This is a genomic window from Paenarthrobacter sp. Y-19 (genome assembly GCF_029223985.1).
GTDB lineage: Bacteria > Actinomycetota > Actinomycetes > Actinomycetales > Micrococcaceae > Arthrobacter > Arthrobacter nicotinovorans.
Genome location: NZ_CP119414.1, coordinates 1874623 through 1889316 on the forward strand (window position 1 = coordinate 1874623; position 14694 = coordinate 1889316).

Genomic DNA, 14694 nt, shown 5'->3' on the forward strand with positions numbered 1-14694 from the left:
GGCCTAGTGCCCTTGACCTGCATATTTTGACTCCGTGACCGCTTTCTGAGGACGCCACCAGTCTTCGTTGCTTCTGTACCACTGCACGGTCTCTGCCAGGCCGGAGGCAAAGTCGGAGAACCGGGGCGTCCAGCCGAGTTCCCTGCGCAGCTTGGTGGAGTCGATGGCGTAACGCAGATCGTGTCCGGGCCGGTCCTTGACGAGGTCGTAGGCGTCAGGTTGTTGTCCATCGAGGGCGAGGAGCATTTCCACTACCTCGCGGTTCGATCGCTCGCCATCTGCCCCGACCAGGTAGGTTTCACCCACCCGGCCACGTTCAAGGATGGTCAAAACCGCGGAGGAATGGTCTTCCACATGGATCCAGTCCCGGACGTTTAATCCTTGGCCGTACAACCGCGGGCGCACGCCGTCCAGGATGTTGGTGATCTGCCGCGGAATGAACTTCTCAACATGCTGGTAGGGACCGTAATTGTTGGAGCAATTGCTGATGGTCGCCTTCAGGCCGAACGAACGCACCCATGCCCGCACCAACATATCCGAACCTGCCTTGGTGGCCGAGTAGGGGCTCGTCGGGCGGTAAACGGAGTCTTCAGTGAACTTGCGGCGTTCGTCCAAGGCCAGGTCTCCATACACTTCATCCGTGGAGATGTGATGGAAGCGTGTTCCATGCCGGCGGGCAGCCTCGATGAGAGTAAAGGTTCCCGCCAGGTTGGTGTCCATGAACGGACGTGGATCCGCCAGGGAGTTGTCGTTGTGCGATTCTGCAGCGAAGTGGACGACGGCGTCCACCGAGGATGTCAGCGCGTCCACAACGCCGGCATCGCAGATATCGCCTTTTTGAAAATCGAAACGGCCGGACGGCAGCCCCGACAGGGATTCCATGTTGCCGGCGTAGGTCAATTTGTCCAGGACCGTGACATGGAGGCCGGTGTGCTCCATGATGAAGTGAACAAAATTGCATCCGATGAATCCGGCCCCGCCGGTGACAAGGATTCTCTGCATGGCCATAGCGTAACCGTCATGGACGGTTATGTGCAGCGGGAGAGGACAGCTAGATGCGCGGAATTATTCTTGCCGGTGGCACAGGATCCCGGCTTCATCCGATCACGCTCGCCATCAGTAAACAATTGGTTCCGGTCTTCGATAAACCAATGATTTACTACCCGCTGTGCACCTTGATGCTGGCGGGAATCCGGGACATCCTGATCATCACTACGCCTGCCGACGGCCATCAATTCGAAAATCTCCTGGGGGATGGCTCGCAATTCGGCGTAAATCTGAGTTACGCCCGTCAGCCCACTCCCGATGGACTCGCCCAGGCGTTCATCCTGGGCGAGGAACACATCGGCAGCGGCAAAGTGGCGCTCATCCTCGGCGACAATATCTTCAATGGCCCCGGCATGGGCAACCAGCTCCGGCATTATGCCGATGTCGACGGCGGTGCAATTTTCGGCTATTGGGTCAAGGACCCGTCCGCTTACGGCGTGGTGGAATTCGACGACGACGGCCTGGCTGTTTCCATTGAAGAGAAGCCCGCCGTGCCCAAAAGCAACTACGCGGTTCCCGGCCTTTACTTTTATGACAACAATGTGGTGGCCATGGCAAAAGACCTTCAGCCGTCTCCGCGCGGGGAGCTGGAAATCACTGACATCAACCGCAAGTACATGGAACTTGGACGGTTGCATGTGCAGAAGTTCCCGAGGGGTACAGCTTGGCTGGACACGGGAACCTTCAGCGACCTCAACGATGCATCCAACTACGTCCGAACCACCGAGAACAGGCAGGGCTTGAAAATCGGGGCCCCGGAAGAGGTGGCGTGGCGGATGGGATACCTGACCGACGACGAACTGCGCCGGCAAGCCGCGAAACTGGCCAAAAGCGGCTACGGCAGCTACCTGTTGGACATCCTGGACCGGCGCTGACAGCGCTAGGCTGCAGAAACGTCCTCCAGGGCCCTGGCAATCTCCGTTGGGAGCACGGACAATTGCGCGTCCAGCAATTCCTTGAGCTGGACAGCGTTCCTGGGTCCCACGACCGCGGAGGAAACCCCCGGCCGGGAAAGCAGCCAGCTCAATGAGACATCCAGCGGTGACCGGCCCAGACCACGTGCGGCCATTGCCACCGCTTCCACGACCCGGGACTCCCGGGGTTCCAGATAAGGCTCAACGTAACCGGCAAGCCTGCCCTGCGCTGCGCGGGAATCAGCGGGAATCTGTCCGCGGTACTTTCCGCTGAGCACACCACGTCCCAGCGGGGCCCAGGCCATCAAGCCAAGGCCTGCGTCCTCCACGGCAGGGATCAGTTCTTCTTCGGCTTTGCGGTTGACCAGTGAGTATTCGGACTGGTTGGCCACCAGCGTGAATCCGGCCACGGCCGCTGCCTTGGCCGTCTGCCAGCCGTTGTAGTTGGAAATGCCCACGTAGCGCGCCCGTCCGCTCCGCTGGGCCAATTCCAGGGCGGAGAGGGTCTCTTCCAGGGGCACGTTCGGGTCCCATTCCTGGGCGAACCAGATGTCGATATAGTCCGTTCCGAGCCTCGCCAGGCTCGCATCCAGGGCAGAAAGCAACGCGCCCCGGGAAGCGTTGATGCTGCGGCGTGTTTCTGATGACGACACGCCGGCCTTCGTGGAGATCACCACCTCGGAACGGGCTACAACATCGCCGAGCATGGAACCCAGCATTGCCTCGGCCTGGCCCTGCGCATAGGAAGCTGCCGTGTCCACAACCGTCCCTCCGGCGGCAACGAATGCGTGGAGCAATTCGGCAGCGTCTTGCTCATCGGTCTCCTGGGCCCATGACATGGTTCCGAGGGACAAGGAGGACACGCGGAACCCACTGTTCCCGACATAACGCTGCTGCATAGCTGCTAGCTTACGGGCAGTTACCAGTCTTCATGACGTAGGGTCTATTCACGTGAACTGGATAGAAGCAGCCTTGCTGGGCCTTGTGCAGGGCCTCACCGAATTCCTCCCGATTTCCTCGAGCGCGCATCTGCGGATCGTCGGCTCATTCCTTCCGAATGCAGCCGATCCCGGGGCGGCCTTTACTGCCATTACGCAGTTGGGAACCGAGACCGCCGTGATCGTCTATTTCTGGCGCGACATCGTCCGTATCGTGCGGGCCTGGTTTGGCTCGCTGACGGGCAAGGTGGAAAGAAACGACCCCGATGCCCGCATGGGCTGGCTGGTCATTCTTGGCAGCCTGCCCATCATCGTTCTTGGATTGTTGTTCCAGGACCAGATCGAGTCTGTGCTCCGCAGCATGTGGATTGTGGCCACCATGCTGATTGTCTTCGGCATGATTCTGGCCGTCGCCGACGCCGTGGGGCGGCAGGAGCGCGACCTGACGCAATTGAGCTACAAGCACGGCATTCTCTATGGCTTCGCGCAGGCCATGGCCCTGATCCCGGGCGTCTCACGCTCCGGTGGCACGATCACCGCCGGCCTGCTCATGGGCTATACCCGTGAAGCAGCAGCACGCTATTCCTTCCTGCTCGCCATACCGGCCGTGTTCGGCAGTGGGCTCTACCAGCTGTACAAGACAGTCTCGAATGAAGGTTTGGCTGGACCTTACGGCCTGCCCGAAACGGCCCTGGCCACCGTCATTGCCTTCGTTGTGGGTTACGTCATCATTGGCTGGTTCCTGAAATTCGTGTCCACGCGGAGTTACCGGCTCTTCGTTTGGTACCGGATCCTTCTTGGGCTGGCCTTGTATGTCTTGCTCGGTTTCGGTGTGATCAGTGCCTAGCACTAAGGTTGAGTCGTGAAATCGTGGATCTCCCGCCCTGTACCTGAGCTGCCCGGCAGCATGCCGCCCATCCGGCTGTACGACACCGCCGTCGGCCGTGTCGTGGAGGTGGAGCGGCAGGCGGAACAATCCATGTACGTCTGTGGCATCACGCCCTACGACGCAACGCACATGGGCCATGCTGCAAGCTATGTCTCGTTCGATCTGCTGAACCGGGCGTGGCGCGACGCGGGCGTCCGGGTCTCCTACGTCCAGAACGTTACGGACGTCGACGACCCCCTCCTGGAGCGGGCCACCGCAACTGGCGTTGACTGGCGTGATCTGGCACAAAGCCAGATCGACCTGTTCCAAACCGACATGGACGCCCTGAACGTTCTCGCACCAAATCACTACATCGGTGCCGTCGAGGCCATCCCCGACATCGTGCCCGCCATCGAGAAACTCATCGCCGACGGTGTCGCCTATCGCGTCCAGGGCAGCGACGGCGAGCCCGACGGCGACGTCTACTACGACGTCGAAACCGCCGGAAAGCGCTCCAGCGCCACTGACGCCTGGAAGCTGGGCGAGGTCTCCGGCCTGGGCGAATCCGAAATGCTCACGTTGTTCGCCGAGCGCGGGGGAGACCCCACCCGGCCAGGCAAGCGAAACGCGTTGGACCCCCTGCTGTGGCGGGTCGCCCGTGAGGGGGAGCCCAGCTGGCCGGGAGCAGGTCTCGGAGCCGGCAGGCCCGGATGGCACATCGAATGTACCGTGATCGCGCAGAAGTACCTCCCTGCGCCATTCACAGTGCAGGGTGGGGGATCGGACCTGATTTTCCCCCACCACGAAATGGGAGCCGGCCACGCCTATTCACTCTCCGGCGTTCCGCTGGCCCGCCACTACTGCCACGCCGGCATGGTGGGTCTGGACGGCGAAAAGATGAGCAAGTCAAAGGGAAACCTGGTGCTCGTTTCCAAACTCCGCGCAGCCGGTGAAGAACCTGCAGCCATCCGCCTGGCAATCCTTGCCAACCACTACCGCTCGGACTGGTCCTGGACCAATGAGGGTTTTGCTGCAGCCAAGGACAGGCTCGCACTCTGGCGGGCAGCTCTGGAACAGGCCACGGCCGGTTCGGCGGGCAACCTCGTTTCCGCCATGCGGGAGGAACTGGCCAACGACCTCAACGCCCCCGGCGCGCTGGCCGTCGTCGACCAGTGGGCCAAGGACGCCGTAAGCAACGGGGAGGAAGCGTCCGCCCAGGACGCGGCACTGGTTGCCGACGCCATCGACGCTTTACTCGGGGTGGAACTCTAAGTCCCGAACCCCGGCAAAAGGAACGGCCCCGACGAATGTCGGGGCCGTTCCTTTTGCGGTACGGGGTCCTTACGGGCGCTCTTTACCGCGTCGTTTAAGGTAACGCTCGAATTCCCGGGCAATGGACTCACCGGAGGCTTCCGGAAGGTCTGCTGTGTCCTTCGCTTCCTCCAACTGGCGCACATACGCGGCAATTTCAGGGTCTTCGGTTGCAAGTTCATCCACCCCGCGTTCCCATGCCTCAGACTCCTCGGCGAGTGCATGGCTGTCCAGCGGTACCTGGAGCAGATCCTCGATCCGGTGCAGGATAGCAAGCTGGGCTTTGGGGGAGGGCGGCTGCGCAACGTAGTGCGGGACTGCGGCCCACAGGGATACCGTCGGCAGGCCCGCCAGCAAGGCGAATTCGGCAAGGACCCCCACGATGCCTACGGGACCCTCGTACTGTGATGCTTCCAGGTTGAGGCGTTCCCGCAAGGAGTTGTCTTCGGTGGTGGTGCTGACCGGAATGGGGCGGCTGTGCGGAACGTCCGCAAGCAACGCGCCCACCAGGATGACGGCGTCCACCTTCAGCGCTTCAGCGTGCACCAAAAGTTCGGTTGTGTAGGCGCGCCACCGGTAGGAAGGTTCAGTCCCAAGAACAAAAACGACGTCCACGTTGCTGTCGGGAACGGCTGCCTTATAGATCCGGGTCGATGGCCATTTAACTTTGCGGGCACCTGAAGAAGTGCGCCGCACGGTGGGCCTGGTGAACTGGAAATCGTAATATTCCTCGGCGTCCACGGTGGCAACCTTCTTGCCGTCCCATAGTTTGTTCAGGTAGTGCAGGGCATCGCTGGCAGCTTCACCGGCGTCGTTCCAGCCCTCAAATGCAGCGATCATTACGGTGACACGCTGGCCTTCCGCGGGTTCCTTCAGGAAACGCTCGGGCTCCGCGGTGATGTCCTGCCCTTCGGGGGTCCCGTCCACACTGTTCATCCACTCACCCTACGTCGAAGACCCTGATGGATGCATGGCATTTCGCGTCAACGCGTGTCCCATATTCGCCCACAGCACAACGCCAGGACTGTCGACCACCAGGTTCCACGTAGACTGGAAACCATGCATTCGTTACCCAGCCAGCCCCTCCTCAAAGCCGTGCTCTGGGATATGGATGGCACACTCGTGGATACCGAACCCTATTGGATCGCTGCCGAACGAGCCTTGGTGGAGTCGTATGGCGGCACTTGGTCGCACCAGCAGGCCATGCAGCTGGTGGGACAGTCCCTGCTTCATTCGGCTGCCGTTCTGCAGGCCGCCGGTGTCGGGCTTGAGGCCCGTGAAATCGTGGACACCCTCAGCGCGCAAGTCATCGCCGAGGTTCGCCGGGAAGTCCCGTGGCGGCCAGGCGCGCGTGAACTGCTGGATGAGCTTCACACCGCGGGCATCCGTTGCGCGCTGGTGACCATGTCGGAAGGCCCCCTCGCCGGCGTGGTGGTGGAGAGCCTACCCAAGACCTACTTCGAGTTCATGGTCACAGGCGACACCGTCACCAACGGCAAGCCGCACCCGGAGGCCTACCTGACGGCGGTCGAACGCCTTAGGCTGGACGACCCCTCCCTGACCATCCACCATTGCGTGGCCTTGGAAGATTCCGTACCCGGCGCTACTGCCGCCATCGCTTCAGGCGTCATAACGGTGGGAATTCCGCATCAGGTACCCCTGCCGGAGGACCCCCGCATGATCACGTGGCCCACTCTCGCGGGCCGGACCACCTCGGACGTCGAGCAGCTGGTTTTCGACCGCTTCCCGTCAGTCAACCTCGTTGAAGGGGCCAACTAGGTGAGCAGTCCCACCACTCCGCACCATGTTGTGACAAAGCGGGAAGGCATCCCACTGGGCAGGATCGCCGGCGTTCCTGTGTACCTGGCATATTCGTGGTTCGTTATCGCCGCCATCACCGTTGTCTTCTACGGCCCGGTTGTCATCGACTTGTTCCCGGGCATTGGCAACTGGGGATACCTGGTTGGGCTGGCCATCGCCTTGCTGCTTGCCGTGTCGGTGCTGATCCACGAACTGGCACACGCGCTGAGCGCCCGGGCGTTCGGGTGGCCCAGCGAGAAAATCGTCCTCAATCTCTGGGGCGGGCACACGCAGTTCGAGAACTTCACGGCTTCCCCGGGCCGCTCCGTCACCGTTGCCCTGGCGGGACCGGCTTCAAACTTCGTCATCGCCGGAGTGATGTGGGCGATTCTGTCAACGGACACCCTGACCGGCGTACCCGCCATGCTCGCGGACATCCTGCGACTGGCAAACCTGGTGATCGGTATCTTCAACGTCCTGCCCGGTATGCCGCTGGACGGCGGCCGGCTGGTGGAATCCGCTGTATGGAAAGCCACCGGCAGCCAGGACAAGGGAACCATTGCAGCCGGCTGGTCGGGTCGGATCATCGTGGTTGCCCTGGTCATCTGGTTCATCGTTGTGCCCTTCCTGCAAGGGCAGCTGCCCAACCTGATGTACACCGTCATTACTGTCCTCGTCTGCGGTTTCCTGTGGATGAGCGCTTCGAGCTCCATCCATCACGCGAAGCTGCGCAGCAGGCTGTATCTGGTCAGTGCCGCCGGTCTGGCAGAGCCCGCTGTCGGCGTGCCGAACACGGCTACCGTGGCTGATGTCCTGGCCATCGCACCCGCGGGGAGTCCCGCCGTCGTGATCTGCGGCCCCGATGGCAGGCCGCAAGGAGTGGTGGACAGCGGTGCCACCGCCAGCGTCCCGCCGGAAGCCACGACGACGACGCCCGTGACCGCGGTTGCCCACGCCCTGGCAGCAGGGGCTTACGTCCCGGAATGGTCAAAGGGGCAGGAACTGATCCAGTACTTGGCTCGGCTGGAGGGCGGCGAATACGCTGTGGTGGACCATAACGGAATCGTCACCGGCCTTCTCCGCCAGGAGGCCGTAGTGACAGCCATAACAGGTAAGGAAGCCCGCAGGAGCGGTCGCCCCTGACCATGCGCCCGGTAGAGTTACATGCCGGTCGGCAAAGCAAAGAACCCATTCTGCCTGGCGCCACCAGCCAGCAACACGTCGCGGCCCAGCCGTACAAGAGCGAGGAAAACCACATGAGCAGCGAAACCGCCGCCCCCGAGGCCAGCGCAGGCCCTGACGAGGCAGCCACAGGCTCCGCCCCGCAGCCGACGGGCGCTGCGCGGCGTCGCGGGCCGTTCCGCGTGGGCGAGCGGGTCCAGCTCACTGACGAACGCGGCCGCATGAACACCATCACGCTGGAAGTCGGCGGGGCGTTCCACACCCACCGCGGTTTCCTGAACCACGATGAAATCATCGGCAAAGTGGACGGTTCCGTGGTCAGCAACAACGTCGGCCAGCAGTACCAGACTCTGCGCCCGCTGTTGTCCGACTTCGTCTTGTCCATGCCGCGTGGGGCCGCAGTTGTCTACCCCAAAGACGCCGGCCAGATTGTCACCATGGCCGATATCTTCCCCGGCGCACGGGTTGTGGAAGCAGGCGTTGGATCCGGCGCGCTGTCCATTTCCCTGCTCCGTGCAGTTGGCGATGGTGGCTACCTGCACTCCTTCGAACGCCGCGAAGAATTCGCGGACATTGCCAGGGGCAACGTCGAGACAATCTTCGGCGGCCCCCACCCTGCCTGGCAGATTTCCCTCGGTGACTTCCAGGAGGAAGTCGTCAAGGCCGAAGCACCCGGGTCCGTGGACCGGGTCGTCCTGGACATGCTTGCCCCATGGGAGTGCCTGGACGCGGTGGCAACGGTCCTGGCCCCTGGCGGCGTCTGGATCAACTACGTAGCCACTGTCACCCAGTTGTCGCGCACAGCTGAGGCCATCCGCGCTGATGGACGCTTTACCGAGCCTGACGCCTGGGAGTCCATGGTCCGCGGCTGGCACCTCGAAGGCCTGGCCGTCCGTCCCGACCACCGCATGGTGGCCCACACCGGCTTCCTGCTGGTCACCCGCCGGCTGGCTGATGGCGTAACCGGGATTTCCGTGAAGCGTCGTCCTTCCAAGACCGAATTCAGCGAAGAGGACCTCAACGCCTGGACCCCCGGCGCAGTCGGGGAACGCTCCGTATCGGACAAAAAGCTCCGCCGGGCCGCCCGTGACGCCATCGCCGGCACCAACGTCCAGGACGACCCCACGGTCACAAACTGAAAAGGTCACAATAGGGTCCGTATTCCGGATGTCACCCAGCACCCTGCGCTTTTCGGGACTAAGGTCTTGTTAAGCGCAGGAAGGGGCTGATGAATCGTGGATACGCCAAACAACGACCTTGGACGGCCGACGCCGGAGGATGCAAACACAGCGGCAGAGGAGAGGGCGGACCGGGGTCCCGCCCCGGTTCAACCGCAGGAACCTTCGACGGACCTGACTGTTGCCGAACGGCAGATCAACATCCTTCGGGACAAACTCCGCCACATTGACCGCCAGCTGGCTGCCGCCACGCAGAACAACAGCAAGCTTGTCAGCATGCTGGAAACGGCCAAGGCCGAAATACTTCGTCTCAAAGGTGCACTGGAGCAAGAAGGACAGCCGCCCTACAGCTTCGGCACGGTGCTCCAGATCAACCCCCGGAAGCAGCCGGCCCCCGGTAACTCCGGGCAGGCGGCCACCGAAGAGTCAGTGGACATTTTCAATGCGGGCCGAAAGATGCGGGTGGGTGTCAGCCCGCTGGTGAACCTCAACCAGCTGGCTGTCGGCCAGGAAGTCCTGCTCAATGAGGCGCTCCTTATCGTGGCAGGGCTCGGATACGAGCGGGCCGGCGAGCTGGTCACCCTGAAGGAAATGCTGGGCAAGGAACGCGCCTTGGTGGTCGGTCGCGCCGACGAAGAACGGGTGGTCCGGCTCTCCGGTGCCCTCCAGGAACTTCACTTGAAGGTCGGCGACGCCTTGTCACTGGACTCGCGGACGGGTTACGCCTTGGAGAAGGTCCCGCGCGCCGAAGTGGAGAACCTGGTCCTGGAGGAAGTCCCGGACATCACCTACCAGGACATCGGCGGACTTGGTCCGCAGATCGAACAGATCCGCGACGCCGTCGAACTGCCGTTCCTGCATCCGGACCTTTACCGCGAACATGGCCTGAAGGCCCCCAAGGGAATCCTGCTCTACGGCCCTCCGGGTTGCGGCAAGACCCTCATCGCCAAAGCGGTGGCAAACTCCCTTGCGGCCCGCGCGGCAGAACGCGCCGGCAACACCGACCTCAAGAGCTACTTCCTGAACATCAAGGGCCCCGAGCTCCTGGACAAGTACGTGGGCGAGACTGAGCGCCACATCCGCCTGATTTTTGCGCGGGCCCGCGAAAAGGCCTCGGACGGCAGCCCCGTCGTAGTTTTCTTCGATGAGATGGACTCCCTCTTCCGCACCCGCGGCACCGGGGTCTCATCCGACGTCGAAACCACCATCGTGCCGCAGCTGCTCAGCGAAATCGACGGCGTGGAGCGTTTGGACAACGTGATCGTCATTGGCGCCTCCAACCGCGAGGACATGATCGATCCCGCCATCCTCCGTCCGGGACGGCTGGACGTAAAAGTAAAGATCCAGCGGCCTGATGCCGAAGCAGCGGCGGACATTTTCGGCAAGTACATCACCACGGACCTGCCGTTCCATGCCCAGGACCTCGCCGAGTACGGGGGAGACGTCCAGGCCACAGTGGATGCCATGGTCCAGCGCACCGTGGAAGCCATGTATTCCACCGAGAAGTCCAATGAATACCTCGAGGTCACGTACGCCAACGGTGACACCGAGATGCTCTACTTCAAGGACTTCAATTCGGGCGCCGTCGTCCAGAACGTGGTCGACAGAGCCAAGAAGTACGCCATCAAGGACCTTCTGACCAACAACCAGAAGGGTCTTCGGATCGAGCACCTGCTGCGCGCGGTGGTGGATGAGTTCCGCGAGCACGAGGACATGCCGAACACCACGAACCCGGATGACTGGGCACGGATTTCGGGCAAGAAGGGTGAACGAATCACTTACATCCGTACCATCGTCCAGGGCAAGGCCGGTCAGGAACCGGGCAAGTCCATCGAAACCACAGCCAACACGGGCCAGTACCTGTGACAGCAAGACCCGAAGGTACACAGGCCGGAAGCTTGCCTGCTGGCGGTGCAATGCGTGTCATGGGCTCGGAAACGGAATACGGTATCCACGCGCCGTCGGCACCCGGCGCGAACGCCACCATGATGTCCGCCAGGATCATCCAGGCCTACGCCACAGTGACCCGGCAACGGGCGGCAGGAGGAGCGGAGACGCGTTGGGACTACACCGACGAAGAGCCGCTGCACGACGCCCGGGGCTGGACCGTGGACCGCGCGGCTGCCGACCCCAGCCAGCTCACCGACCAGCCACCGGTTCTCGACGCCGAAGCCGTCGCCTTGGCGTACGGCCGGCAGGAACTGGAACTGGATGGCGCGGATGAATCCGGTTCGCTGCTGATGAACATGGTCCTGGGCAACGGTGCGCGTCTCTACGTGGACCATGCGCACCCGGAGTATTCCAGCCCGGAGGTCACCAACCCCAGGGATGCCGTGACCTGGGATGCAGCCGGCGACGTCGTAGCGCTTGCCACAGTCCGGAAGGTTGCTGCTGATACCAGCCTGCCTGCCATAAACCTCTACAAGAACAACACCGACAACAAGTCGGTCTCCTATGGCTCACACGAGAACTACCTCATGCCACGTTCGGTTCCATTCGGTGACATCATCCGGGGCCTGACGCCGTTCTTCGTGTCCCGGCAGGTGACCTGCGGTGCTGGTCGCGTGGGCTTGGGGCAGGACAGTTCCACCCCCGGTTACCAGATCAGCCAACGGGCCGATTTCTTCGAAGCGGAGGTGGGGCTGGAGACCACGATCCGCCGTCCCATCATCAACACCCGGGACGAACCGCACGCCACGGCGGACAAGTATCGCCGCTTGCACGTCATCATCGGGGACGCGAACCTCAGCCAGGCCTCCAACTACCTCAAGTTCGGGACCACAGCCATGGTCCTGAGCCTCATTGAAGCCGGTCAGGCGCCCAAAATCGAGGTCCACGAGCCGGTCCAGGCGCTTCAGGCCGTCAGCCATGACACAACGCTTGCTGCTACAGTCCGGCTGCTGGATGGACGCAGGGTGACGGCCCTGGACCTTCAATGGATGTACTACGAGGCCGCGGCAAAACTTGCCCAGGAAACCGGTGTGGCTGATTCGGTGACCGGAGACGGCCACACCCACGACGTCCTCCTGCGCTGGGAATCCACTTTGACTGCTCTGGGATCCGATGTCGGATCTGCGGCGTCTTCCGTGGAGTGGGTGGCCAAGAAATCGATCCTGGAAGGGTACCGGAACAGGGACGGACTGGGCTGGGACGACGCCAGGCTTGGCCTGGTGGACCTGCAGTGGTCCGATATCCGGCCCGAGAAAGGGCTGTACTACCGGCTGCTGTCCAACAACCGCATGACGCGCGTGGTGGACGACGCCGACATCGCCCGGGCGGTGACGGAGCCGCCGTCGGACACCCGCGCATATTTCCGCGGCCGGTGCGTTTCGAGGTTCGGCCGGGACGTTGTCGGCGCCAGCTGGGACTCGGTCATCTTCGACGTTCCAGGGCTGGGAAAGCTCCAACGGGTACCAACCCGCGAGCCCTTGCGGGGGACGCAGGCCCTGACCGGCGCATTGTTCGACCGCCACCAGGATGCCGGTGCGTTCCTGGCCGAATTGCTGGGCCAGAATCCGCCGGCGGCAAGGGCCTGAGAACGTGTCCGGCACAGCAACATTCGTACTTGTCCAAGCCGTACGAAGCGGCCCGCAGCGTGGCAATATGGCAGTAGGAAGTCCCCAATTTCAGGGGACTGACAGTAGGGAGAAAGAAAATGGCAGCTCAGGAACAGCAACAACCACAGTCACGGGAAACCGAAGCAGAAGTGGACGTCCCGGAGGCTCCGCCTGCAGCGCCCGAAGCCCAGGCATCCGAGGCAACACAGGGCGTGGATGATCTCCTCGACGAAATCGACGGCGTGCTGGAATCCAATGCCGAAGAATTCGTCAGGGCTTTCGTCCAAAAGGGCGGCCAGTAACCGGCCCGTACAAGGATTCACAACCCGGACGGCGTGAGGCCGCCGGGCACCGGAACGCAGAGTCGAAGGAGTGCAGCAATGCAGGACCCATCAAACGGCCCCCTGGCCACCCAGGCAACGTCTTCATTTACCGAGCATCTCCAACGCTCTCGTCCTGAACTCCTTCCCTTCAGCCAGGCGCTTCCCGCCGGCACCGTGCCGTCATCGCCGCACGCCACCACGATCGTCGCACTGACGTATGCGGGCGGCGTGCTGATGGCGGGCGATCGCCGCGCCACGATGGGCAATGTCATCGCCAGCCGGCACATCGAGAAAGTTTTTCCGGCCGATGAATATTCGGTGCTGGGCATCGCCGGCACGGCCGGCCTGGCCATCGACATCACCAGGCTGTTCCAAGTGGAGCTGGAGCATTACGAAAAAATAGAGGGAACGCTCCTGAGCCTGGTGGGCAAGGCCAACCGCCTGGGGGCCATGATCCGCGGAAATCTCCCGATGGCGATGCAGGGGATGGCCGTTATCCCGCTGTTCGCCGGATTCGACCACGTCAGCGGTATTGGCCGGCTGTTCTCCTACGACGTCACGGGCGGCCGCTATGAAGAACAGGAACACCACTCAGTAGGCTCAGGATCGGTGTTTGCCAGGGGCGCCCTGAAGAAGCTGTGGAAGCCCAACCTTTCCGAGGAAGACGCGGTCGCTGTTGCAGTCGAAGCCCTGTACGACGCCGCGGACGACGATTCCGCGACCGGCGGTCCGGACCCTGTCCGCCAACTTTGGCCGGTGGTCTTTACCGTGAACAGAGCCGGTAACCGAAGGGTCCCGGAGCGCGACCTCGCAGCAATCGCCGGAGCAATCGTTGAATCGCGCGCCATCGCCGGACGGGAGGCCTGACATGACGCAGCAGTTCTATGTTTCTCCGGAACAACTGATGAAGGACCGCGCGGACTTCGCCCGGAAGGGCATCGCCCGTGGCCGATCCGTAGTGGTCATCAGCTGCGCCGACGGCATCGCCCTGATCGCGGAGAACCCGTCACCATCCCTGCATAAGATCGGGGAGATCTACGACAAAATTGCCTTCGCAGCGGTGGGCAAGTACAACGAGTTCGAGAGCCTGCGGCAAGCCGGGGTCCGCTATGCCGACGTCCGCGGTTACTCGTACGACCGCGAAGACGTCACGGCCCGCGGGCTGGCCAGCGTGTACGCACAAAGCCTGGGAGCTGTGTTCACTGCAGAACAAAAGCCTTTCGAGGTGGAATTGGCGGTAGCGGAGGTCGCTGCGGCACAGGAGCAGGACCACCTCTACCGGCTGACCTTCGACGGTTCCATCGCCGATGAGAACGGTTTCGTGGTCATGGGCGGCCTGGCAGATCAAATTTCCGACGTCGTCCGCGGGGCTTGGGAGTCCGAGCTCAGTTTGGCCGGCGCCATGCGTCTGGCCCTGCGCGCGCTGGCGGTCGACAAGGAAGTGGAAGCCCTTCCGGCCACCGCTGTCGAGGCGGCAGTCCTCTACCGCGCGTCGGAGAGCCACCGCGGATCACGCAGGGCGTTCCGACGCCTGCTGCCCGAGGACATGACCCGGTTGCTCAACGAGGAGGCCTGA

General features: G+C 62.7%; 14 protein-coding genes. 11 read left to right on the plus strand and 3 right to left on the minus strand.

What is annotated here, in order from left to right; all coding sequences use genetic code 11:
* Positions 1-3: 3 nt before the first annotated feature.
* A complete protein-coding gene (gene rfbB, locus PYR64_RS08665) occupies positions 4-1008 on the minus strand; it encodes a dTDP-glucose 4,6-dehydratase (RefSeq protein ID WP_179128358.1) in 1005 nt (334 codons plus the stop codon).
* Between the two features lie 47 nt (positions 1009-1055).
* Here rfbB and rfbA point away from each other — a divergent pair, with 47 nt between their 5' ends.
* Positions 1056-1922, plus strand: a complete 867-nt coding sequence (gene rfbA / locus PYR64_RS08670) for a glucose-1-phosphate thymidylyltransferase RfbA (protein ID WP_026267147.1) — start codon at positions 1056-1058, stop codon at positions 1920-1922.
* Positions 1923-1927: 5 nt separating this feature from the next.
* Here rfbA and PYR64_RS08675 read toward each other — a convergent pair whose 3' ends face one another.
* On the minus strand, positions 1928-2860 hold the full coding sequence (locus PYR64_RS08675; RefSeq protein WP_018777637.1) for an aldo/keto reductase: 933 nt from the start codon (positions 2858-2860) through the stop codon (positions 1928-1930).
* Positions 2861-2912: 52 nt separating this feature from the next.
* On the opposite strand from PYR64_RS08675, the gene PYR64_RS08680 reads away from it, so the two are divergent.
* Together PYR64_RS08680 and mshC are read left to right on the plus strand one after the other, a co-directional pair.
* Positions 2913-3746 (plus strand): undecaprenyl-diphosphate phosphatase, encoded by an 834-nt coding sequence (locus PYR64_RS08680; RefSeq protein WP_039241297.1) that lies wholly within the window; start codon positions 2913-2915, stop codon positions 3744-3746.
* A 15-nt stretch (positions 3747-3761) separates the two neighbouring features.
* Complete coding sequence (gene mshC / locus PYR64_RS08685) at positions 3762-5039, plus strand: cysteine--1-D-myo-inosityl 2-amino-2-deoxy-alpha-D-glucopyranoside ligase (protein WP_275779459.1); 1278 nt, start codon at positions 3762-3764, stop codon at positions 5037-5039.
* Positions 5040-5108: 69 nt separating this feature from the next.
* On the opposite strand, the gene PYR64_RS08690 is transcribed toward mshC, so the two are convergent.
* Entirely contained in the window at positions 5109-6014 is a 906-nt protein-coding gene (locus PYR64_RS08690; protein ID WP_018777640.1) for a PAC2 family protein, read from the minus strand.
* 30 nt (positions 6015-6044) lie between these two features.
* Between PYR64_RS08690 and PYR64_RS08695 the strand changes: the two genes are divergently transcribed.
* The 8 genes from PYR64_RS08695 (at position 6045) to prcA (ending at position 14694) form a co-directional block, all read left to right on the plus strand.
* A complete protein-coding gene (locus tag PYR64_RS08695; RefSeq protein WP_275779461.1) occupies positions 6045-6857 on the plus strand; it encodes an HAD family phosphatase in 813 nt (270 codons plus the stop codon).
* Complete coding sequence (locus PYR64_RS08700) at positions 6858-8021, plus strand: site-2 protease family protein (protein WP_018777642.1); 1164 nt, start codon at positions 6858-6860, stop codon at positions 8019-8021. It begins immediately after the preceding gene.
* A gap of 113 nt (positions 8022-8134) precedes the next feature.
* Entirely contained in the window at positions 8135-9199 is a 1065-nt protein-coding gene (locus PYR64_RS08705; protein ID WP_026267150.1) for a tRNA (adenine-N1)-methyltransferase, read from the plus strand.
* Between the two features lie 96 nt (positions 9200-9295).
* Positions 9296-11104 carry a proteasome ATPase gene (gene arc / locus PYR64_RS08710; protein WP_275779464.1) on the plus strand — a complete coding sequence of 603 codons (1809 nt, stop codon included), beginning with the start codon at positions 9296-9298 and terminating at the stop codon, positions 11102-11104.
* 50 nt (positions 11105-11154) lie between these two features.
* Entirely contained in the window at positions 11155-12774 is a 1620-nt protein-coding gene (gene dop / locus PYR64_RS08715) for a depupylase/deamidase Dop (RefSeq protein WP_018777645.1), read from the plus strand.
* 119 nt (positions 12775-12893) lie between these two features.
* Positions 12894-13097: a ubiquitin-like protein Pup gene (locus tag PYR64_RS08720; RefSeq protein WP_018777646.1), complete on the plus strand. Its 204-nt coding sequence runs from the start codon at positions 12894-12896 to the stop codon at positions 13095-13097.
* 78 nt (positions 13098-13175) lie between these two features.
* Positions 13176-13985: a proteasome subunit beta gene (gene prcB, locus PYR64_RS08725; protein WP_275779467.1), complete on the plus strand. Its 810-nt coding sequence runs from the start codon at positions 13176-13178 to the stop codon at positions 13983-13985.
* A 1-nt stretch (position 13986) separates the two neighbouring features.
* The gene (gene prcA / locus PYR64_RS08730) at positions 13987-14694 is read left to right on the plus strand and encodes a proteasome subunit alpha (protein WP_039241301.1); all 708 of its coding nucleotides are present in this window, start codon (positions 13987-13989) and stop codon (positions 14692-14694) included.

Excerpts from the sequence above, each read along its gene's own strand:
- rfbB (WP_179128358.1), bottom strand. The coding sequence starts at position 1,008 with ATGGCCATGCAGAGAATCCTTGTCACCGGCGGGGCCGGATTCATCGGA.
- rfbA (WP_026267147.1), top strand. The coding sequence starts at position 1,056 with ATGCGCGGAATTATTCTTGCCGGTGGCACAGGATCCCGGCTTCATCCG.
- PYR64_RS08675 (WP_018777637.1), bottom strand. The coding sequence starts at position 2,860 with ATGCAGCAGCGTTATGTCGGGAACAGTGGGTTCCGCGTGTCCTCCTTG.
- PYR64_RS08690 (WP_018777640.1), bottom strand. The coding sequence starts at position 6,014 with ATGAACAGTGTGGACGGGACCCCCGAAGGGCAGGACATCACCGCGGAG.
- PYR64_RS08695 (WP_275779461.1), top strand. The coding sequence starts at position 6,045 with ATGCATGGCATTTCGCGTCAACGCGTGTCCCATATTCGCCCACAGCAC.
- PYR64_RS08705 (WP_026267150.1), top strand. The coding sequence starts at position 8,135 with ATGAGCAGCGAAACCGCCGCCCCCGAGGCCAGCGCAGGCCCTGACGAG.
- dop (WP_018777645.1), top strand. The coding sequence starts at position 11,155 with ATGCGTGTCATGGGCTCGGAAACGGAATACGGTATCCACGCGCCGTCG.
- PYR64_RS08720 (WP_018777646.1), top strand. The coding sequence starts at position 12,894 with ATGGCAGCTCAGGAACAGCAACAACCACAGTCACGGGAAACCGAAGCA.
- prcB (WP_275779467.1), top strand. The coding sequence starts at position 13,176 with ATGCAGGACCCATCAAACGGCCCCCTGGCCACCCAGGCAACGTCTTCA.
- prcA (WP_039241301.1), top strand. The coding sequence starts at position 13,987 with ATGACGCAGCAGTTCTATGTTTCTCCGGAACAACTGATGAAGGACCGC.